The 22,571-nt window shown below is 36.0% G+C and carries 19 protein-coding genes; 7 read left to right on the top strand and 12 right to left on the bottom strand.

Annotated features, from left to right (window positions below):
• The first annotated feature begins 15 nt into the window (after positions 1 to 15).
• Entirely contained in the window at positions 16 to 516 is a 501-nt protein-coding gene (locus GQN54_RS07030) for a DUF4199 domain-containing protein (protein WP_160632827.1), read from the top strand.
• Here the strand turns inward: GQN54_RS07030 and GQN54_RS07025 are convergent.
• The 5 genes from GQN54_RS07025 to GQN54_RS07005 form a co-directional block, all read right to left on the bottom strand.
• Entirely contained in the window at positions 513 to 1,874 is a 1,362-nt protein-coding gene (locus GQN54_RS07025) for a UDP-N-acetylmuramate--L-alanine ligase (RefSeq protein ID WP_160632826.1), read from the bottom strand. The two genes, GQN54_RS07030 and GQN54_RS07025, sit on opposite strands and share 4 nt — an antisense overlap.
• A gap of 98 nt (positions 1,875 to 1,972) precedes the next feature.
• Positions 1,973 to 3,139, bottom strand: coding sequence for a sigma-54-dependent transcriptional regulator (locus GQN54_RS07020; RefSeq protein WP_160632825.1), 1,167 nt, complete (start codon positions 3,137 to 3,139; stop codon positions 1,973 to 1,975).
• A 4-nt stretch (positions 3,140 to 3,143) separates the two neighbouring features.
• On the bottom strand, positions 3,144 to 4,076 hold the full coding sequence (locus tag GQN54_RS07015; RefSeq protein WP_160632824.1) for a Ppx/GppA phosphatase family protein: 933 nt from the start codon (positions 4,074 to 4,076) through the stop codon (positions 3,144 to 3,146).
• A gap of 1 nt (position 4,077) precedes the next feature.
• A complete protein-coding gene (locus tag GQN54_RS07010) occupies positions 4,078 to 5,403 on the bottom strand; it encodes an ABC transporter permease (protein WP_160632823.1) in 1,326 nt (441 codons plus the stop codon).
• Positions 5,396 to 6,331 carry an ABC transporter ATP-binding protein gene (locus GQN54_RS07005; protein ID WP_160632822.1) on the bottom strand — a complete coding sequence of 312 codons (936 nt, stop codon included), beginning with the start codon at positions 6,329 to 6,331 and terminating at the stop codon, positions 5,396 to 5,398. Before GQN54_RS07005 ends, GQN54_RS07010 begins: the two co-directional genes overlap by 8 nt.
• A gap of 257 nt (positions 6,332 to 6,588) precedes the next feature.
• Here GQN54_RS07005 and GQN54_RS07000 point away from each other — a divergent pair, with 257 nt between their 5' ends.
• Together GQN54_RS07000 and GQN54_RS06995 are read left to right on the top strand one after the other, a co-directional pair.
• Positions 6,589 to 8,412, top strand: a complete 1,824-nt coding sequence (locus GQN54_RS07000) for a T9SS type B sorting domain-containing protein (RefSeq protein ID WP_160632821.1) — start codon at positions 6,589 to 6,591, stop codon at positions 8,410 to 8,412.
• Between the two features lie 449 nt (positions 8,413 to 8,861).
• Positions 8,862 to 9,839 carry a T9SS type A sorting domain-containing protein gene (locus GQN54_RS06995; protein ID WP_160632820.1) on the top strand — a complete coding sequence of 326 codons (978 nt, stop codon included), beginning with the start codon at positions 8,862 to 8,864 and terminating at the stop codon, positions 9,837 to 9,839.
• Positions 9,840 to 9,922: 83 nt separating this feature from the next.
• Here the strand turns inward: GQN54_RS06995 and GQN54_RS06990 are convergent, their stop codons facing one another.
• From GQN54_RS06990 to GQN54_RS06960, 7 genes are all read right to left on the bottom strand, one after another.
• Positions 9,923 to 12,010 (bottom strand): 7TM diverse intracellular signaling domain-containing protein, encoded by a 2,088-nt coding sequence (locus GQN54_RS06990; RefSeq protein ID WP_160632819.1) that lies wholly within the window; start codon positions 12,008 to 12,010, stop codon positions 9,923 to 9,925.
• Between the two features lie 158 nt (positions 12,011 to 12,168).
• A complete protein-coding gene (dnaJ, locus tag GQN54_RS06985; protein ID WP_160632818.1) occupies positions 12,169 to 13,323 on the bottom strand; it encodes a molecular chaperone DnaJ in 1,155 nt (384 codons plus the stop codon).
• Positions 13,324 to 13,339: 16 nt separating this feature from the next.
• Positions 13,340 to 13,948 carry a nucleotide exchange factor GrpE gene (locus GQN54_RS06980; protein ID WP_235932998.1) on the bottom strand — a complete coding sequence of 203 codons (609 nt, stop codon included), beginning with the start codon at positions 13,946 to 13,948 and terminating at the stop codon, positions 13,340 to 13,342.
• Between the two features lie 91 nt (positions 13,949 to 14,039).
• Entirely contained in the window at positions 14,040 to 14,588 is a 549-nt protein-coding gene (locus GQN54_RS06975) for a peroxiredoxin family protein (RefSeq protein ID WP_160632817.1), read from the bottom strand.
• A gap of 12 nt (positions 14,589 to 14,600) precedes the next feature.
• Positions 14,601 to 15,908 (bottom strand): UDP-N-acetylglucosamine 1-carboxyvinyltransferase, encoded by a 1,308-nt coding sequence (gene murA, locus GQN54_RS06970; RefSeq protein ID WP_160632816.1) that lies wholly within the window; start codon positions 15,906 to 15,908, stop codon positions 14,601 to 14,603.
• Positions 15,909 to 15,920: 12 nt separating this feature from the next.
• Complete coding sequence (locus tag GQN54_RS06965; protein ID WP_160632815.1) at positions 15,921 to 16,568, bottom strand: DUF4290 domain-containing protein; 648 nt, start codon at positions 16,566 to 16,568, stop codon at positions 15,921 to 15,923.
• Between the two features lie 67 nt (positions 16,569 to 16,635).
• Positions 16,636 to 18,972: an ATP-dependent helicase gene (locus GQN54_RS06960; protein ID WP_160632814.1), complete on the bottom strand. Its 2,337-nt coding sequence runs from the start codon at positions 18,970 to 18,972 to the stop codon at positions 16,636 to 16,638.
• 258 nt (positions 18,973 to 19,230) lie between these two features.
• Between GQN54_RS06960 and rpsL the strand changes: the two genes are divergently transcribed.
• The 4 genes from rpsL to rpsJ are packed head-to-tail and all read left to right on the top strand — an operon-like array spanning position 19,231 to position 22,568.
• The gene (gene rpsL, locus GQN54_RS06955) at positions 19,231 to 19,605 is read left to right on the top strand and encodes a 30S ribosomal protein S12 (protein WP_160632813.1); all 375 of its coding nucleotides are present in this window, start codon (positions 19,231 to 19,233) and stop codon (positions 19,603 to 19,605) included.
• Between the two features lie 35 nt (positions 19,606 to 19,640).
• The gene (rpsG, locus tag GQN54_RS06950) at positions 19,641 to 20,111 is read left to right on the top strand and encodes a 30S ribosomal protein S7 (RefSeq protein WP_160632812.1); all 471 of its coding nucleotides are present in this window, start codon (positions 19,641 to 19,643) and stop codon (positions 20,109 to 20,111) included.
• A 25-nt stretch (positions 20,112 to 20,136) separates the two neighbouring features.
• On the top strand, positions 20,137 to 22,245 hold the full coding sequence (gene fusA, locus GQN54_RS06945; RefSeq protein WP_160632811.1) for an elongation factor G: 2,109 nt from the start codon (positions 20,137 to 20,139) through the stop codon (positions 22,243 to 22,245).
• 17 nt (positions 22,246 to 22,262) lie between these two features.
• A complete protein-coding gene (gene rpsJ / locus GQN54_RS06940) occupies positions 22,263 to 22,568 on the top strand; it encodes a 30S ribosomal protein S10 (protein ID WP_160632810.1) in 306 nt (101 codons plus the stop codon).
• Positions 22,569 to 22,571: the final 3 nt, after the last annotated feature.

Raw genomic sequence — 22,571 nt, 5'->3', positions numbered from 1 at the left:
GAAACTTTTAATTAAATGACAAAGACGGTTTTTTCTACTGCAGTTTGGTTTACAGTTTTTTCGGTGCTGTTGAAAATGATTATTTTTTTCAGCGGGCAGCAATTTACTGACTTTGATTTATACCTAGGATTGGGTTATGTCTTTTTATTAATGACAGCGATTTTTATCACCATTCGAAATCATAAACTGAAAGTAGGAGGAACTTCCGCTTTTGTAGATGACTTTAAAGCAGGCATGAAGGTCACAGCGTTATACGCGATCTTGATGTCTGCTTTTATTTATTCTTATTATACATTTATCGATCCTGATTACTTCACCATTATGCTTCAACAAAAAGTAGCAGAAGCTGAAGCTGCAGGGAATACCAACATCGAAGAAGTACAGAAAGCTGGAGAGTTTGTATTATCACCCTACTTTCAAAGTACCGTTTCACTGGTTATCTTCTTAATTATTGGAGGATTTTATTCTGCTCTAATAACTTTCTTTGTGCGAAAAATGAAAGGGTTTGGGCACTAAACAGTGTCAATAATCTTTTGCCCAAAATCATTTAGATTGACTCCATCAAAATTTCCTGAGGTCATTAATAGCAGCACACTATTGTCCCAGTTCATACTGAGTAAATCAGCTTGTAGTTGTTTGGAATCAGTATAGATCTTCAGATCAGATCGATCAAAAGCAGCTTTCACTTCTCCAATAGAAATAGGATCTAGCTTTTTATGAGCAATGGTTTTTGGATTATAATAAACAATTGCTTCATCTGCTTCATTCATACTTCCGTTGTATTGTTGTAAGAATTCACTATTTAAGCTGCTGAATGTATGCAACTCCATTAATGCTACTACATTTCTTTTTTTATATTGACTCTTTACAGCATTCACTGTAGCTTTTAGTTTAGAAGGGGAGTGAGCAAAATCTTTATAGACCGTTGTCTTCGATTTGTTTCCTATCAATTCCAATCGCTTGGCAGCTCCTTTAAATGACTGTATCGCCTCATAAAACTGTTCTGAAGAAATTCCAATTTCTTGACAAACTAATCGAGCACCTTCCAGGTTTTGTAGGTTGTGATTTCCAAAAATAGCTAGAGGAATATTTCCTCCTGGTGTAGTTAAAAAGGTTTGTTCGTTTTCTATAATGTGATTTGGAGTATGATAAGGTAGTCTATTTACTTCTGCTAGATTACTTTGTGCTATTTTATTTAAATTCTCATCACCTGAGAAGTAAATCAAACTTCCATTGGATTGGATGGTCTCTGCAAATAGCTGAAATTGTTGTTTGTATATTTCGAATGTAGGAAACACATTGATGTGATCCCAAGCGATTCCACTCAATAAAGCAACCTGCGGCTTGTACCACAAGAACTTTGGAGTTAAATCAATCGGGGAGGACAAGTACTCATCTCCTTCCAAAATGATCAGTGGAGCATCAGAAAGCTGAACCATTCGTTCAAACCCCTCTAATTGAGCTCCAACTAAATAGTCAAAAGGCATGTTTAAATGATTCAATACGTGAAGAATCATCGAAGTAATGGAAGTCTTACCGTGACTTCCACCTATTACAACCCTTTGCTTGTCTTTGGATTGCTCATAGATATATTCAGGATAGGAGTATATCTTCAAACCCAACTCTTGAGCTTTTAGTAGTTCCGGATTGTCTTTTCTGGCATGCATGCCCAAGATTATTGCATCTAAATCGGAAGAGATTAACTCTGGTCTCCAACCCATTTCAGTAGGTAAAATTCCCACTTTATCTAAACGACTGTATGAAGGTTCAAATATTTGATCATCAGAACCTGATACAGTATAACCTTTACTATGTAAAGCCAATGCTAAATTGTGCATGGCACTTCCTCCGATTGCAATAAAATGTACCTTCATATCCTATTTGTATGGTACAATTTTAAGCCGATAATGGAGAATTTATAGTCTTGAATCGAACTATTTATTAACTAATTCGACTTTATAAGTCAATTTGGCTATTTCGGATTTGCGTATTTGTTTACCGTAACGGCATCAATTTGTTGATCGCTTAAAATCAGCAACCGTTCTACCAGGTTTCTCAATTCTCTAATATTTCCCGTCCAGTTAATATCCTGTAAAGCTTTTAAACCATCTTTGGTAAACTCCTTTTTTGGCATGCCGTTCTCATCGCAAATTTTTTGAAGAAAATAATCTGCTAAAATCGGGATATCGTCTTTTCGTTCATTCAATGAAGGTACATGAATCAATATTACACTCAGTCGGTGATATAAATCCTCTCTAAAATTATTATCCTTGATTTCTTGGATTAAATCTTTGTTGGTAGCGGCTAGAATTCTCACATTGACTTTGATTTCTTTTTCGCCACCTACACGAGTAATCTTATTCTCTTGCAAAGCCCGTAAAACTTTTGCTTGAGCTGAAGCGCTCATGTCTCCAATTTCATCTAAAAATAAAGTGCCACCTTCAGCTTGCTCAAATTTTCCTTTACGTTGCTTAACTGCAGAAGTAAAAGCACCTTTTTCATGTCCAAACAATTCACTTTCTATCAATTCTGATGGAATTGCAGCGCAGTTAACCTCAATAAATGGTGCATTTTTACGGGAAGAGTTTTGATGTAGACTTCTTGCAACTAACTCTTTACCTGTTCCATTGCCTCCTGTGATCAATACTCTAGCATCTGTAGCAGCTACTTTGTTAATCATGTTTTTTACCTCTTGAATTCCGGCACTTTCACCAACAATGTCAGTCAATTTATTTTGATTAACTTTTTTACGAAGCTTATTGGTTTCTTCTACCAAAACACCTTTATCCAGCGCATTTCGAACAGTAATCAATAAGCGATTTAAGTCCAATGGTTTAGCGATATAATCAAAAGCACCTTGCTTAATGGCATCAACAGCCGTTTCTATGGTTCCATGTCCTGAAATCATGACAACAGGCACATCTGGATGATTTTCTAAAATATGCGTCAAGACTTCTAATCCATCCTTCTTGGGCATTTTTATGTCACAAAGCACCAAGTCGTATTTGTTAGCGGCCACTTTTTCGATACCAATAGCGCCATCTTCAGCTTCGTCTACTTTATATTTTTCATATTCCAAAATGTCGCGCATTGCACTTCTAATTGGGCGTTCATCATCTATAATTAATATCGAGCTCATATTCTTAAATGTCTTTTTGTATAACTTCCGTCAATATGCCTTCTTTCATGGCATAATCAGATAAAATAACTTCATTGATATGAAAAGTGTCGATGATATATTCGATGAAAATACTTACGACAACCATCATGTCTACCCTTAGTTCTAGCATCCCTTTTATTTCCATTCGTTGAGAAATATTTTTGCTCAAAATTTCGGGAAATAATTCTTTCAGTTGATTTACATCCATAGGTATAGAAGTAAAGGGTGAATCAAATATACTTCTGTTTAAATGTTTATTGGCCAGTATGTCTGCTAAAGTTTCAAAAGATCCTGATGAACCAATTAGTGTAGCAGTTGGCCATTTTTTCATTGCGTCTTTTAATTCAGCAAATTGTGAATCTAGAAAATCTTGGATGCTTTCAATTTCCGAACTAGTGATGGGTTCTGAATGTTTGAATCGATCCAATAACCGAGCAGCTCCGATGTTATAGCTTTTCTTCCAAAATATCTCATCTTGATTGGCGAGTATAAACTCAGTACTGCCACCTCCAACATCCATAATGAGTATGGTTTTAGAAGTTAGAGGGCATGCCTCCTTTACGCCTTTATAAATCAATTCTGCTTCTCGATCTCCTTCAATAATTTCAATCGACAAATGATATTTATCAAAAATAGCTGCTTTAAATTCACCGCCATTTTTTGCCGACCGAACAGCGCTGGTTGCAAAAGCTACAATTTTGTCGACCTGAAATTGATCGATCGTTGCTAAATGAACACCAATTGCATCCAATCCTCTTTGAAACGGAATAGGATGAATCACTCCATCATTGATTCCACCTTCCCCTAGTTTCACACTGATTTTATCTTTGTGAAGTAAAGTGGTAGTGTTTTTATCAACTTCTTGAATCAATAAATTGAAGGTATTCGTACCAATGTCAATTATGGCTATTCTCATTCTAGTTTTTATAAAACAACCATTTCCCGATTTCTTTATAGCTCACTTTTTTGCCGTACATTAAAATTCCTACACGGTAAATTTTTGCAGCAAACCAAACGGCACCAATAAATGTCAATATCAACAATCCCATTGACAACGCTAGTTCCCACCATTGAACGCCAAAAGGAATTCGAACCATCATAATGATGGGGGAGGTGAATGGAATAATAGAAGTCCAAAAGGCGAGAGGTCCATCAGGATTGTCCATCACGTTTTGTGCAATCACAAATGAGAAAATAAGTGGTATAGTGACCGGCATCATGAATTGTTGGCTGTCTGCTTCTTGATCTACAACTGAACCAATCGCTGCAAACAATGCACTATACAGCAAATAGCCTACTAGAAAATAAAATAGGAAACAGCCCAATATCAAGGGGAAATTGATCATTTCAATGTTGTTTTTAACCTCTGCAATGAAATTCTCTTTCTTGTCCAAGCTTAATTGTGCCGCATCTGGATTCATTTGTTCGATGGTCGCTTTGTTTCTTTCTGCTGCAGCGAATTCATCAGCAAAAATGGAAGAAACTCCTGTAATTAGAGCTGTTGATAACACCACCCACAATAAAAATTGAGTGAGGGCAACCAAAGCGATTCCAATGATTTTACCCATCATCAACTGAAATGGTTTAACAGAAGAAATAATAACTTCTACAATTCGGCTTGTCTTTTCTTCAATGACACCTCTCATCACTTGAACGCCGAATAGGAAAATGAAGAAGTAAATAAAAATAGCCGATGCAAATGCGACAACCATGGCTACGCCACCACCTGATTGTTGTTCTTCGCCGCTTTCTTTTAGCTTGCTACTTACAATTCTTACAGGAGTTTTAATGGCATTGATTTCATCCTTGCTGACTTTGTAAAAGTCCTGTAGCTTTTTATCCTCTATTGTATTGGATAAAGCCGATTTGATATATCCCATAGAGGAAGTGCTAGGCTTTTTCTTATAGAAAATCTGAATCGTATTTGGTGAAGTAATCGCTACATCAGGAATAAATAAAATAGCGGTGGTATTGGCCGAATACAAGTCTTTTTTGGCTTCACTAAGAGATCTGAATTTATAGTCAAACGACAAGTTTTCAGTATCTTCTAGTTTATTGATGAATAGTGAGGTTTCATCTACCACTTCAATTATTTGTTTGTCTTCGTCTTGTGTAGCCAACCAAACAGGCACGATCATCAAGGCTGCAATCAAAAGTGGCCCCAGAATACTCATGATGATAAACGACTTTTTCTGAACTCTTGTCAGGTATTCTCTCTGTATGATTAGAACGGTCTTATTCATGATTCCCTCCTGTTTTTTCTTGAACTTTTTTGATAAAAATTTCGCTCATGGTTGGTACTATCTCTCTTAAACCTAATATTTCTACTTCTGGCAATATAGCTTTTAGCAGGTCATTTGGCTTTAGATTGTTCAATAAACGAACGGTTGAAGTGGTAATTCCGTCACTTTCTTTAGAATCTAATAACTCCGCACCAGTCCACATGGCGTTGGTGAATGCAATTTTATTTCCTTTAAAAGTGACTTCAAAAATATCTTCTTTAAAATCCTGTTGGATTTGCTTCACTGCGCCATTCAACACCACATTAGATTGATTAATCAATGCAATGTGCTCACAAATTTCTTCTACAGAGCTCATGTTGTGAGTAGATAAAACGATCGTAGCTCCGTTATCTCGCAATCGTAGAATTTCTTCTTTGATTAAATTGGCATTGATGGGATCAAAACCACTAAACGGTTCATCCAAAATGAGCAGTTTAGGCTCGTGCAATACTGTAACAATAAACTGAACTTTCTGCGCCATTCCTTTTGAAAGTTCTTCTATTCGTTTATTCCACCAAGGTGCAATGTCAAACTTTTCGAACCAATGTTTCAATTTGGTTTTCGCCTCATACTTTTCCATGCCTTTTAGCTGAGCCAAGTAAAGTGCTTGTTCACCCACTTTCATTTTCTTATACAATCCACGCTCTTCTGGCAAGTACCCGATTTGTTCGATGTGTTTTTTGGAAAGTGGTTTACCTTCAAAAGTGATGCTGCCACTATCAGGACCAGTAATCTGGTTAATGATCCGAATCAAGCTGGTTTTTCCGGCTCCGTTTGGGCCCAATAATCCAAAGATGGATTGTCCAGGAACTGCAATACTGACCTCATTTAATGCTAAATGAGATTGGTATTTCTTGGTTATTTTGTCAGCAACTAATAGGTTACTCATAAGTATTGAATTTGATGGGTCTAAACTAATCAAATCAATTTCGAGCGCAAAACCGTTTATATAAAATTTGAGATTATTTATAGGTTATTTTTTCAGCAGTGGAAAGAGTTTTAGTTTAAAGCAAGAATAAATATCAAATGAAGTTATTGATATGAATCATTTTCAAGTTCAGTAGCATATATCCAATTTTTATAGAGTTAAATGAATCTACTCAATTTCAAATACTTTATATTTGTTATCTACTATTTATAACCTGAATGAGAATATTAATCACAATATTTATTTTATTCGGAGTTGGATTTTGCCCATATGCTTCAGGGCAAAATCTGATTCCGAATTATTCTTTTGAGGATACTGTTCCTATTCCTCCTGGGACACCTTATTATTATCATATAGCTACAGATTGGACAACCGCCAATCAAGGAAGTCCCGATTATTTCTCTCCAAAGAATAAGGAAATAGGGGTGCCAGGAGGTTTTTTTTCGAATGGAATGCCTTTAAATGTTGTTGGCTATCAATATCCGAAAACAGGTATAGCCTATATGGGATTAGTCTTGAATGGGTATGCAACAAACCCAGATGTTTTAAGAGAGTATTTACAAGCCCGATTGAAACAAACGCTAAAAAAAGACAGTATTTATTGTTTGCAATTTTACATCAGTTTGGCAGATTCTTGCCAATTGGCTTCTCGAAATCAATTGGGGATTTACTTTTCCAATAATGCCATTAGCTCTAATAATCCAGAGGTTTTGAATTATTCGCCTCAAATCATAGTTTCTCCCATGACTTACATTACGGATAAAGTCAACTGGATAGAATATAACTTCCAATATACCGCTCAAGGTGGTGAACGGTTTATTACGCTAGGCAATTTTCGACCTTATAGTTTTGTAGATACATTGCCTTTGCAAAACGGAGGCAAGGAGCTATATTTTAAAAGAAGTTATTATTACATTGATAATGTGTGGCTCAGCCACTGTGATAGTATTCCCTTGAAAAAAGACCTTTCAATCAATTCTTTGTTTAATGAAACGGCTTGTTATACCAAGAATACGGGATTCAATCTATCCTTAAAAAATAAGGGTGTAGATTCCCTTGATTTTACAAAAGATACGTTAGTAATTTCTGCCGAAGTTTTAGGTAATGGAAATGTGATACAGAGCTTTCAGCAAGAAATAAGCAATAATTCATTTAACCACAACGGCCATTTGTTGGGGCAAGACAGCAGTATTTCATTCCCTTTAAACCCAATTAACCTTTCTATAATTGGTCAGTCTTATCAACTTAAAATAGTGGCTCGCTTAAAAGCAGATGAAGACACTACGAACAACTTTTTAGATACAGTCATTGTCAATAATCTGTCCCTTGGTTCAATCAGTAGCAGCGATTCATTAATTTGTTTTGGAACTTCTGTTGCATTAAAAAGTGAAAACAGTAAAGGCGACCCACAATGGCAATACAGTATAAACCAAATCGATTGGCTTCCACTAAATGAGTCTACTGTTGCTACCCATCAGCCAATAGAAACGACTTACTATCGGTTTTCAATTTGTGATTATTATTATTCTGAACCTTTAAAAGTAGAAGTGAATGATCCGCCTGTACTGAAAGATACTTCAGTTGGTTTTTGTCGAAACACTACAGAAACCATTGTACCCCATTTTCCGGAATACATTTCTGCACTCAATTGGTACAGTTCTCAAACAGCAACTGTCCCATTTTTTCAAGGGTTTGCTTATTCCTTTAAAGTAAAAAACAACCAAACGTTCTATATAGAAACGGAAGTAGATAGCTGTGTTGCGCAAGAAAGAAGTAAAATAGAAGTATTAGTAGAACCGTGCGCGTTAATTATTCCAAACATTTTTACCCCCAACGGCGATGGCAACAATGATACTTGGGAATTGGGAAATACCAATGGCTTGCCATTAGACATTACTATTTATAATGTATGGGGCATGAAAGTGGCACATTGGAAAAACAATCCCTCATGGGATGGAAATAACTGCGCTACTGCTGTTTATTTCTACATCATCACACACGATGGAGAAACGTATAAAGGGACGTTGAGTTTGTTGAGGTAGGTTTGTTTTTGAGGTCATTACCTTTTTATCTTTTATTTGGACGTGGCAAATTGTAAACTCGAAAAAGCCTGTATTGAGCGCAGTCGAAATATTCTGGATGACAAAATTGAAAGTAGAAAAAACAGTTTTTTATCAAATGGCCATAGGGTATTTGTCCTTGAGTTTTCTTCAAGGATTTCGAAATAAAGTCTTAGTAAGTTCGTCTAGCTCCGAAGAATTGAGGAGATCCGGCGTAGGTCTTAGACTTTAGGAAGGAATCAGCAGAAGGAAAATCAAAGACTTGATCTTTTGGTTCATTTTGGGTCAAGCCAAAAGAACACAAGGATGAAGTCAGTACAACTAATAAAACGTTACATTAAAATTAAATGACATGCAACAAGGCGTCTATTTTTATCGTCTGATTAGTAATTCCACGCTTACTCAAAGTGGCAAATTAATAGTAGACTAATATGAAAAATTTAATCATCATAATCTTTATCTTCTGTGTGGCGCCTTGCGCCGCACAGAATTTAATCCCCAATGGAAGTTTTGAGGACACGATTAGTTATGGGGGGGGGTTTACATTTCCTAAACAATGGACTTCTCCCAGTGGGTTTAATAGTGTTGGAGAACATTATACTCCTTTTAATCAGTTTAAGTGGACTGTCCCTCAAAATTTTTTTGGAAATCAGCATGCTTATAACGGTTCTTCTTACTTTGGACTTGTTATGTATTTGTTAATTAGAAATCCACCTTCGATGAGGGATTATATACAAACAAAACTTAGAAATAATTTAACCAAAGATTCAACATATTGTATGCAATTGTATGTTAATTTGCCTGACTCAATGACACATGCCTCAAGAGGTCAACTTGGGATCTATTTGTCCAATACCGCAGTATCCTCTACATCTAATTTTAATCTACCCTATACGCCACAGTTGATTGTTTCTCCCACCAATTATATAACCGATAAACTCAATTGGACAGAATTTAATTTTCAATATACCGCAGTCGGAGGGGAACGCTATTTAACTATTGGTAATTTTAACGATACTTTGGGCATTGATACATTTTTTGTTGGTGGAGGAAAGGATCCAAATTATTATGGCACTTACTACTTCATTGATAATTTGTATTTGGGTCATTGCGATAGCATCACTACTTCGATAGGGGTAGCAGAAAATAGTGCAAACAAACAAGAAGAGTTTTCCATTTACCCCAATCCGGCACACGATCAAATTACCGTTGAATTTACTGCTTCTTCTAACGAAAATGGGCGCTTTGAGTTGTACAACACTTTAGGGCAATTGCAACTAACGGAACAGTTAAATGGGGATCATCAAAAGCATATTATTTCACTGACCGAGCTGCAACAAGGCATCTATTTTTACCGTCTGATTAGTAATTCCACGCTTACTAAAAGTGGTAATTTAGTAATAGATTAAATTAGACTAACCCAGAAAGAAAGGGCTTCAACTAATTTAAAGCCCTTTCTTTTTCTATGATAACTCGCTGTAAATAGGGTTTTCTAAATCTCCACGCCCATCACACAGATGTCGTCTATTTGAGCTTCGTCTCCCATCCACCAATCTAAAGTGGTTCGCAATTCGTCTAGTTGCTCGCTCATTGGTTTATCTTGAATGCTCAATAGGAGTTTTCTAAAGTTAGTCACTTTAAACTTCTTGCCTTTTTCTCCTCCAAATTGATCGTAATAGCCATCTGAGAACAAATAGATTTTATCTCCTTTCTCTAGCTGAATTTCTCTGGCAGTAAAAGGAGTGGCTTCTCCTAAATGGTAGCCCACCGGTTGTCTATCCGTTTTATAAACGATTAACTCATTCTGCCGAATCAGATAGAGTGGATTATTGGCACCGGAAAACTGCAATCGATTGGTTTTCATATCCCATGCGCAAAATACCATGTCCATTCCATCCTTCAGCTGTTTGTCTGGCTTAGAGTTATTACTCAACGCTTTAATAACAGAGTTTCGCATGGAATCCAATACTTTATTAGTCGTATTGATTTCTTTGTCTACAGCTACTTCATTCAATAGAAAATTTCCTATAATACTTAAAAATGCTCCGGGCACACCGTGACCAGTAGAGTCGGCTACAGTCCACAGCACAATATCATCTTTAGTCTTATACAACCAATAGAAGTCACCACTAACAATGTCTCTAGGTTTAAATAAAAGAAATCCATCTTTAAAGTATTTCTTCAATTCACTGCGTGGAGGCATGATCGACTTTTGGATTCCTTTTGCATAGTTGATACTAGAGAGTAGTTCTTCTTTAATGGTTTCGGCTATGTCTTTTTGTTTCTCTAATTCAACAGTTCTTTCTTTTACTTTTCGATCTAGGTTTTCACTAGTTTGAATTTCTAATTCCAAAGCTTTTAGCTGTGCTCGCTCTTTTTCTTCTTTGATTAATCTAAACTTATTAATCAATGCAATTGATAGCAGGGCAACTAATGTACTAGTAGTGATTCCCGGTAGGTTAGAGGTGATAGAATTAAAAGGCAAATAGCCTGTTTTTTCAAGTAATAGACAGAAGGTGCCAATATAAAATGCGACCCAACCGATTAGAAAAGCAGTTGAAGAGTATTCTCCTTTTTTTACACTTCTAATGGAGAATACCAATATGATCGTCGAGAATATTAGCATTAATAAGGTGCCATTGATTAAAGAGGAGACGGTTGAAAGGAAAGGAGTAAGGACAATATTAATTAGCCCTACAACAATACCTGTATTCATTAAATAGAACCAAATTTTATTTTTGGAGGTAAGACCAAAAAATTGCCGCGCAAAAAGGCACGATGTTGTAACAATTAAGGAGAGCGAAATCGTATTGGTAAACTTAGAAATATAGGGAAATTCTCCTACCACATAATGGTATAAGTGTCCGTGAAGAGAATTGAAAAATATAAATAAAGAACCAGTAAAAAAGACGTAATAGAGGTAGGTTTTATCTTTTAAAGAGAAGTATATAATTAGATTGTAAATCATCATAATGATGATGATTCCATATAGTATAAAAAACGGGGCTTCTTGATTAAAGTTTATTTCATAAAAATAGAAAGGGTTATAAACCTTCACTGGAAGATGAAGGGCTCCTTCTGTTTTTACCCGCAGGTAAAAAGTCTCAATGTTCTTGTAAGGAACACTGATTGGAAATATATAAAATCTGTTATTGAATCGTCTGTTGGAAGCTTTGGTTAGTCCGCCTAAAAGAATTTTACTCCATTTGTTATTTTCCAAATAATATAATTCAACGGTATCGAGCGGAGGGTATTCTACAGCCAACATCCAATCTTGAATACTCGGAACCTCATTTAGAAATTTTAGTCTGAACCATTGGTTGAAACTTTCTTTTTCCCAGTTTTTAAAAGGTTTGTCAATTTGATTAAAATGCCCTTCTTTATATAGTTGATTGACAGAAGTGACGTCTAAAGAGTTGGTGGTGTCCTCAAAGTGAAACAGTTGATGCGAGATATCTAAATCCTTTATTATAGTGGTAAAAGGAATAGGGTCTTGAACATTACCAAAGGCTAGGCTAGGGAGAAATTGCAATACGTGAATTGCAACTATTGTTAAGAATAGCTGTAGAGTTAGCTTCATTAGTGTAGTGAGTCAATCTGTAACAATTGCAATATTATCACAATATACGGATATAAATTCTTTGGATTTTTAACTTTATAAAGGATTAAATGTTAAAAACGAACAAAAAAAACGGCCTTAAAATATTAAGGCCGTTCTACGTATTAATAACTAAGTGTTTATCTAAAGTGATCTTTCATTCGCTCGAAAAATCCTTTGTCTTTTTCTGTGGGTTGTGGCTGGAAGTTTTTGGAATCTTTTAATTTTTCGATGGTTTCTTTTTCGTTTTTCGACAATTTCTGAGGAGTCCAAATATTCACATTCACGAGTAAATCTCCTGTTCTATAACCGTTCAATTCTGGAATTCCTTTTCCTTTAAGTCGAAGAACTTTTCCACCTTGAGTCCCTGCTTCAATTTTAACCTTAACCTTTCCGCCTACAGTTGGAATTTCTGCACTTCCGCCCAATACAGCGTCGGTAAAGCTAATGTATAAATCATATAATAAATTGAGTCCATCTCGTTTTAGATCAGCATGCTCTTCCTCTTCAATCACTACGATTAAGTCTCCTGCAATTCCTCCTTTAGGGCCCATATTACCTTTTCCACTAACGGATAGTTGCATGCCTTGCTCAACACCAGCTGGAATATTGATTTCTACTACTTCTTCCCCTTTCTCTATTCCATCTCCATGACACTTATTACATTTATTGGTAATAATTTTTCCATCACCTCCGCAAGTTGGGCAAGTGGTGGTGGTCTGCATCTGACCTAAAAATGTGTTGGTTACTCTATTTACTTGCCCATTTCCCTTACAGGTATCACACGTAGAAAATCCGCTGCCACCTTCAGCTCCAGTACCAGAGCACGGGGTACATTTCACATATTTATTGAGTTTAATTTTTTTCTTTACACCATTCACTACGTCTTCCAATGACAATGTAACTTTCACCCGTAAATTGCTTCCTCGGTTTACACGTTGACGTCTTCCGCCACCTCCACCGAAGCCGCCAAATCCGCCACCGCCTCCAAAAGCTCCGCCAAAAATGTCACCAAATTGTGAAAATATGTCATCCATGTTCATGCCACCGCCACCGAAACCACCGGCACCTTGCGTTCCAGCATGACCAAACTGATCGTATCGCTGCTTCTTTTCAGCGTTACTAAGCACTTCATATGCTTCAGCAGCCTCTTTAAACTTTTCTTCTGCTGCTTTATCATCTGGATTTTTATCCGGATGATATTTTAAAGCAAGTTTACGGTATGCCTTTTTTATCTCACTTTCAGAGGCGCTTTTAGAAACACCTAAAACTTCGTAATAATCTCTCTTTGCCATCTTAATTTTTTAAGAATTATTGCCCTACAACTACTTTCGCAAAACGAATCACCTTTTCTTTGAGCATATAACCTTTTTCAACTTCATCAATCACCTTACCTTTTAAATCTTCACTTGGTGCGGGAACTTGAGTAATTGCTTCTTGAATATCACTATCGAATTTTTCTCCAATAGAACTAGACATTGGAGTTAATCCCTTAGTAGCTAAGCTATTTAAAAGCTTATTATAAATCAAGTCAACCCCATCTTTTAACATTTGAAAGTCTGCTTTTTCATCCATTGATTTTTGTGCTCTTTCAAAGTCATCTATTATAGGAAGCATCATTTTTATAACATCTTCTCCCGCGGTCTGAATCATTTCTAAACGCTCTTTTTGAGTTCGTTTTCTATAATTATCGAATTCAGAATACAATCGGAGGTATTTGTCATTTAACTCCTTAACTTGAATCTCCATTTCTTCTAACGGAGTTAGTTGTGGGGCCTCTTCTTTTACTTCCTCAGTGCTATTTTCGGACGCTGCCGATTCATTTTTCAATACGTCTTCTTCTTGGGTATTTTCCTCTGCTTTCATCTTAAGTCTATCTATAATTCGTTTCCACCCTTTGTCAATTCTTTTGCCAAACATAATATTGTGTCAAATTGACAGTTTACGAAATGTTTAAATACAAAAAAGACAGATATAACTACCTGTCTTTTATTTTTACTGTGTTAGTTTTTTATTTTACAAAGGAATTCAAGGTGGTGGACAAGCCTTGACCTCTTAATGATTGTCCTTTACCAATAATAATTCCATCCCCATCAATCAAATAAGCTGCAGGAATAGATCTAATTCCATATAGAGTGGCAGCTTCTGATTGCCAGTATTTTAAATCGCTCACATGATTTGACCACATCAACCCATCTTGCATAATAGCATTTTGCCATGCCGCTTTTGCACGGTCTAGAGAAACGCTATAGACCGTAAAACCTTTTCCATTCTTGAATTTAGTGTCTTTGAATTTTTTGTAGTTGGCCACTACGTTTGGGTTCTCCATTCTGCATGGTCTGCACCAGCTTGCCCAGAAGTCAATTAATACTAATTGCCCTCTTAAATCTTTTAATTCTATCGTTTTCCCATTGGGATCATTTAAAGAGATATTGGGAGCAATATTCCCAATTTTTAAACCGACATTTTCGCCTTCAAAAGTGGGCTCAGGTTGCGGCATAAAGCTGTAAATAAAACCGGAGAAACATACAATAGTAAAAACTGTCCAAAACTTTTTCATGACTTTTAATTTTTAATTAATTCTTTTAATACTAGCACCTAATGCGTTTAATCGCTCATCAATATTTTGGTAACCTCTATCAATTTGTTCAATATTGTGAATGGTACTCTTTCCTTTAGCAGACATGGCAGCAATTAATAAAGAAACTCCTGCACGAATGTCAGGTGATGTCATTTGAATACCACGCAAAGGTGTCTTTCTGTCCATGCCAATCACTGTAGCTCTGTGAGGATCGCACAATATAATTTGAGCGCCCATATCAATTAGTTTATCCACGAAGAAAAGTCGACTCTCAAACATTTTCTGATGAACTAAAACAGATCCTTTAGCTTGAGTAGCAACTACTAAGATAATACTTAATAGATCTGGAGTGAATCCGGGCCATGGTGCATCTGCAATGGTTAAAATTGATCCATCTATAAATGGCTGAACTTCATAGCTTTTTTGAGCAGGTATGAATAAATCATCGCCTCTCAACTCGATTTTTATACCTAAACTTCTGAATACGGAAGGAATTCTTCCTAAATCAGGATAAGAAACATCTTTTATCGTAATTTCCGATTGAGTCATTGCGGCTAATCCAATGAAACTACCAATCTCAATCATATCCGGTAAAATTTTGTGTTCACATCCGCCAAGGTTCTTTACTCCTGTAATCTTTAATAGATTGGAACCAACTCCTTGAATTTTTGCTCCCATTTTATTCAACATTTTACATAATTGTTGAATATATGGTTCACAGGCAGCGTTATAAATTTCTGTTTCTCCGTTTGCCATTACGGCTGCCATAATAATATTCGCAGTTCCAGTAACAGAGGCTTCATCCAGAAGCATATAAGTACCCTGAAGATTCTTAGCGTTTACTTTGTAGAACTTACTCTTTTCATTGTAAACGAATTCAGCGCCCAACTTTTCAAATCCTAAAAAGTGAGTATCTAATCTTCTTCTACCAATTTTATCTCCACCTGGTTTAGGAATATAACCTTTACCAAATCGAGCTAAAAGAGGTCCTAATATCATTACAGAGCCTCTTAAACTAGCTCCTTTTTTCTTGAAAGTTTGACTATTTAAGTATTCAATGTCAATATCGTCTGCTTGAAATGAATAGTCTTCAGGACCCAATTTCTCAACTTTTACTCCAAGATCTTGAAGTAAATCTATAAGCTTATTAACATCAACAATATTAGGCACTTTTCGAATGATTACTTTTTCAGGAGTTAGTAATACTGCGCATAAAACTTGCAATGCTTCATTTTTTGCTCCTTGCGGAATTAATTCTCCTTTTAGTCGTTTACCTCCTTCTATTTCAAAAGTGCCCATGTGCTAGATGTATTAATATTTTTTCTTTTTGTAGTTGTTATTATTCGACTTTGAACGTTTCTTTCCTTTCTTTGAAAAGTTCTGTTTAGGAGCATTTAGTCCTGCTTTTTGAATGATGGTTTGCGTGGACTCCAATTCTGTCCCTTCAGGTAAAGTTAATTTGGATTTAGAAAGTCTATTTAAATCGTTCAAGATTACTTTATCGTCAACAGAGTCTCGGTTCCAACTTAAATAAAACTTCTTCATCAAGTTTGCTATTGATACAGTTAGCGCGGTCTTTTCTTCTCCTTCCTCCATTTCAATCGCAGCACTGATTAACTTTTCAACTCCTTTGCCATAATGCTTAAAACGGATATCATTTTGAGGGTAGGGCATGTGCTTTGGTTTCTCAATTAGCTCCTCAACAGCGGGCAGCGGGTATGGAGAAGTAACTTTTAATCTGAAATCAGACATGATGAACAGGTGATCCCATAATTTATGTGCAAAATCTGGAACATCTCTAAGGTGTGGATTCAATGTTCCCATTACGTTTATTATAGCATGAGCTACTTTCTCTCTTTCACTTTCTTCTTCTATACCAACTGCATAATCAATCATTTTTTGAATATGGCGTCCATATTCTGGGATAATTAAGTGTGGTCTTGATGTGTTATAATTCATTCTTTATTTTTCAAAATCAGCTTCAAAAGTAATAATAATGATTTCAGTTGAAACTACAATATCTGAGTTATTTAATAATCTTCAGTTTCGCAAATTTTAGCAATAGCTGTTTTTCGCCGATCTGATCGAATAGAATCGTCGCTTTAACATTGGGAGGAGTTCCCTCTAATGCAGTGATTTCACCTTTTCCAAATCGCAAATGTTGAACTCGAAATCCTATTTCAATATTATTTGCAAGTGTCGTAAATGATGGATCATCTGGAATGTTATCAGTGACTTTTACCATCTTCTTTCTTGGAGGAATTATCGTTGCAGATGGTCTAGGGTCTTGTTTTTTCTTAGTGTAGATCATCGTCTTTTTTCCAGCTTGAGGTGTTGGTCTATTTTCAATCTCAGTAGTTCTTCCAAATCCTGTGCTAGATTTACCTACTCTTTGAGGAGGCATGTCATACTCCAAATACTTTTCGTCAATTTCCTCGATGAATCGACTCGGTTCACAACTGATTAAATTACCCCACTTATACCTCGAAGATGCATAACTTATATTCACTTGCTTTTCAGCACGAGTAATGGCGACGTAAAACAATCTTCTTTCTTCTTCAAGATCTGATCTAGAGTTTAGCGACATCTGAGATGGGAAGAGATTTTCCTCTAAACCGACTAGGTATACATAAGGAAATTCTAGACCTTTTGCCGCATGTATGGTCATTAAACTTACTTTATCTCTATCATCTTCATTTTCATTGTCGATGTCAGTAAGTAGTGCAATGTCTTGCATATACAAATCCAAAGTCCTTAGTGAAGTGTCTCCTTCTGGTTTATCTTCACAAAATTCTTTGATTCCATTTAACAATTCTTGAACGTTATCATACCTAGCTATACCTTCCGGAGTTTTATCCGAAAAATGTTCTTTTAGAATTCCGGTTGACTGTGCAATATTACTAGCTAAATCATATGCGCTTAACTTATCTACCATTTTAGAAAAGTTGTTAATCATTACAGCGAAATCCATTACTTTATTTTGAACGGCCGCACTGACACCTACATTAGTGGTTTTAATTTGCTTAATTATATTCCATAGACTAGTGTCTTGTTCAGAGGCAGCAAATAGGATTCTATCAATTGTCGTCTTACCTATTCCTCTTGTAGGGTAGTTAATTACTCTTTTTATCGCTTCTTCGTCGGAAGGATTAATGACTAGTCTACAATAGGCTAAAAGATCTTTAATTTCTTTTCTCTGATAAAAAGATAAACCACCATATATTTTGTAAGGAATGTCCTGCTTTCTTAATCCCTCCTCCATAGAACGAGATTGAGCATTCGTTCGATACAGTATGGCAAAATCTTCATTCCTAGCTTGATTATTTAATTTAGTCTCAAATATGGAATTAGCTACCATCCGCCCTTCTTCATTATCGGTAAGGGTATGACTAACCCTGATTTTAGTCCCTTCATCATTGGCTGTCCAAACCTCTTTATCCAGTTGTTCTTTGTTGTTTTTTATGGCTGAATTTGCAGCGTTAACGATGTTTTTAGTCGATCGATAGTTTTGTTCTAATTTGAAGGTTTTTAAATCTGGGTAATCCTTCTCAAAATTTAAAATGTTTTGAATATTCGCTCCTCTAAATGCATATATACTTTGAGCATCATCACCAACAACACAAATATTTTCGTTGACTGCTGCGAGTTTTTTAACTATTAAGTATTGTGAATAGTTGGTGTCTTGATACTCATCTACTAAAATATACTTGAATCTGTGCTGGTATTTATGCAATACCTCTGGAAAATCCCGCAATAGAATATTGGTTTTGAATAATAAATCATCAAAATCCATTGCACCTGCTCTGAAGCAGCGTTGCTCATATAGTTTATAAACTTCACCAATTTTAGGTTTCCCCATTTGGCGATCTTCAGATTGTATGGTTACATTGTTTAGGTAGGCTTGTGCTGAAATTAAATTGTTCTTAGCAGAAGAAATACGGTTTAAAACTAGAGAAGGTTTATACGATTTGTCATCGAGTCCTAATTGCTTTAGAATATCTTTAATAAGGCTTTTAGAGTCTGCAGAATCGTATATGGTGAAATTAGAGGGGTAATGTAATTTTTCAGCTTCGCTTCTGAGTATACGAGCGAAAATAGAGTGGAAAGTTCCCATCCATAGATTCCTAGCCTCATTTCCTCCCACAATTTTTGAAATTCTTTCCTTCATTTCTTTAGCAGCCTTATTGGTAAAGGTTAAAGAAAGAATATTAAAGGGGTCAACACCTTTTTGCAACATATGGGCAATACGAAATGTAAGCACCCTAGTTTTTCCTGACCCTGCACCTGCTATTACCATAGTAGGGCCTTCTGTATTTATAACCGCAGCTTTCTGAGCTTCGTTTAATCCTGCTAAATAATCCATGAGTACAAAATTAGGGAATCAGTCAATTTTTTAGGGTCGATTGATAAGATTTAATTCTAAGAAGAGATATTTTGATTTTTTTTCGTCTTGAAATGAATCAAAAAATGTGGAATTTTGCGCTTTAAATAACGGTGTAGAAAAAAACTACATAAAATATTTAAAAAAAATTAATTGCATCATTGCTTTAAATAAAAAATCTTGTACATTTGCGTCCCCAAAAATTTGGGATAATTTGTGCATTTATATAAATAATAACGTATGCCAACGATTCAACAACTTGTAAGAAAAGGTAGAGTAAAGCTTGAAAAGAAAAGTAAATCTGCTGCTTTAGATTCTTGTCCTCAAAGAAGAGGAGTTTGTGTAAGAGTATATACTACAACACCTAAGAAGCCTAACTCAGCGATGAGAAAAGTAGCAAGGGTAAGATTAACCAACCAAAAAGAAGTGAATGCTTACATTCCTGGAGAGGGACACAACCTGCAAGAGCACTCTATAGTGTTAGTGAGAGGTGGTAGAGTAAAGGATTTGCCTGGGGTTCGTTATCACATCGTAAGAGGGGCTTTAGATACTGCTGGTGTTGCTGGACGTACTCAAAGAAGATCTAAGTACGGTGCTAAAAGACCAAAAAAATAAGATAAAAGACTTTAAAAGTATTAAGGTAAGAAACCATGAGAAAGACTAGAGCTAAAAGTAGACCAATTCTTCCAGATCCAAGATTTAATAACGTTGATGTTACAAGATTTGTTAACAACATGATGTTGGATGGTAAGAAAAGTATAGCGTATCAAATATTTTATTCTGCGATTGATATTGTTCAAGAGAGATTGAAAGATGAGAATGCGTTAGAAGTGTGGAAAAAAGCGGTTGAGAATGTAACTCCACAAGTAGAGGTTAGAAGTAGAAGAGTAGGGGGAGCGACGTTTCAAATTCCTCAGCAAATCCGTGACGAAAGAAAAACGTCAATGGCTGTAAAGGCAATGATTGGATATGCGAGAAAAAGAAACGAGAAAACAATGGCTGATAAATTAGCTGGAGAAATTATCGCTGCTTTTAAAGAAGAAGGCGCTTCTCACAAGAAGAAAGAAGATACTCACAGAATGGCAGAAGCAAATAAGGCGTTCTCTCATTTTAGATTCTAATATTACACAAGAAGAAAATAATACAATGGCAAAAAGAGATCTTAAATACACCAGAAATATTGGTATCGCAGCACATATTGATGCTGGAAAGACAACTACCACTGAGCGTATTTTATATTATTCAGGAGTAAGTCACAAAATTGGTGAGGTTCACGATGGTGGAGCTACTATGGACTGGATGGAGCAAGAGCAAGAAAGAGGTATCACAATTACTTCTGCTGCAACTACTGTGTTTTGGCCTTATAAAGATCACCAATACCATATTAATATTATTGACACTCCAGGACACGTTGACTTTACTGTTGAAGTGAACAGATCTTTGCGTGTATTAGATGGTTTAGTATTCTTATTTAGTGCGGTTGATGGTGTTGAACCACAATCTGAGACTAACTGGAGGTTGGCAAATAACTACAATGTAGCTCGTTTAGGTTTCGTAAATAAAATGGACCGTCAGGGTGCTGAGTTTTTGAAAGTATGTAAGCAAGTGAAGGAGATGTTAGGTAGTACTGCTGTTCCTTTACAATTGCCTATTGGTTCTGAAGAGAACTTTAGAGGAGTTGTTGACTTATTAAACATGAGAGGTATTATTTGGAATGAAGAGGATATGGGGATGACCTATGAGACAATCGACGTTCCAGAAGATATGATTGAAGAAGCTACGCATTACCGTGAATTATTATTGGAGGCAATTGCTGAATTTGACGACACGTTAATGGAGAAATATTTTGAAGATCCAAATTCTATTTCAGAGGATGAGATCTTAAAAGCATTAAGAGAGGCTACTATTTCTATGAAGATTGTACCAATGTTGTGTGGTTCATCTTTTAAGAATAAGGGTGTTCAAACAATGCTGAATTATGTGATGGAATTATTGCCTTCACCTATGGATGTTGAGGCTATTGATGGTGTGAATCCAAATACTGATCAACCAGCAAGCAGAAAGCCAAGTATAGATGAACCTTTCGCTGCATTAGCATTTAAAATTGCAACAGATCCTTTCGTAGGGCGTTTGTGCTTTACTAGAGCATATTCTGGAGTTCTTGAGGCGGGTTCTTATATTTTAAATTCTAGAACTGGTAAGAAAGAGCGTATTTCAAGAATCTTTCAAATGCATGCGAACAAGCAAAATCAAATTGAGAGATTACAAGCGGGAGATATTGCTGCATTAGTTGGATTTAAAGATATTAAAACGGGAGATACACTTTGTAATGAAGCACATCCAATTGTCTTAGAATCTATGGATTTCCCGGATCCAGTAATCGGTATTGCTATTGAGCCAAAAACTCAGGCGGATGTTGATAAATTGGGTATGGCTTTAGCTAAATTATCTGAGGAAGATCCAACTTTGACTATTCACACGGATGAAGATTCTGGTCAGACTGTATTAAGCGGAATGGGTGAGCTTCACTTGGATATTATCTTAGATCGATTAAAAAGAGAATTTAAAGTGGAGTGTAATCAAGGCGCACCACAAGTAAATTATAAAGAGACTATCACAGGAGCTGTTCAACACAGAGAAGTTTATAAGAAACAATCTGGTGGACGAGGTAAGTTTGCAGACATACAAGTGACAATAGAAGCAGTTGCTGATGTAGAAAAAGAAGGGTTGGAGTTTGTAAACGAAGTAAAAGGTGGTAACGTTCCAAAAGAATTTATTCCTTCTGTTGAGAAAGGCTTTAAAGAAGCAATGAAGAACGGTGTGCTTGCAGGATATCCTGTTGATAGTTTAAAGGTTACTTTACACGACGGATCTTTCCACCCTGTGGATTCTGATCAATTATCATTTGAATTGGCAGCTAAGATGGCTTATAGAGCTGCAATGCCAAAAGCTAATCCCGTAATTCTGGAGCCAATTATGAAGATGGAAGCTGTAACTCCAGAAGAGTATATGGGTGATATTGTTGGTGACCTGAATAGAAGAAGAGGGCAAGTAGATGGTATGGATGATAGAAATGGAGCTAAAGTAATTAAAGCTAAGGTGCCATTGTCAGAAATGTTTGGATATGTAACCTCATTAAGAACGATGTCTTCAGGTAGAGCGACTTCTTCTATGGAGTTCTCACACTATGATCAGTTGCCACAAAACCTTGCTAAAGTAGTTATAGACAAGGCTCACGGAAAAGTAGAAGCTTAATATTTAAGATAAATAGAATGAATCAAAAAATTCGTATAAAATTAAAGTCTTACGATTTCAACTTAGTTGATAAATCAGCAGAAAAAATTGTTAAGACTGTTAAGTCAACAGGCGCAGTAGTTAGTGGTCCAATTCCATTACCTACTCACAAAAGAATTTACACAGTATTGAAGTCTCCTCATGTTAGTAAAAAGGCAAGAGAGCAGTTTCAATTGAGTTCTTACAAGCGTTTGTTAGATATTTATAGTTCTACTTCTAAAACAGTAGATGCATTGATGAAACTTGAATTGCCAAGTGGAGTTGATGTTGAGATTAAAGTATAATTA

The sequence above is a fragment of the Acidiluteibacter ferrifornacis genome (genome assembly GCF_009909615.1).
Classification (GTDB): Bacteria; Bacteroidota; Bacteroidia; order Flavobacteriales_E; family Vicingaceae; genus Acidiluteibacter; species Acidiluteibacter ferrifornacis.
The sequence above is the reverse complement of the archived record's forward strand: the minus strand, read 5'-3'. Positions and strand labels throughout refer to the sequence as shown.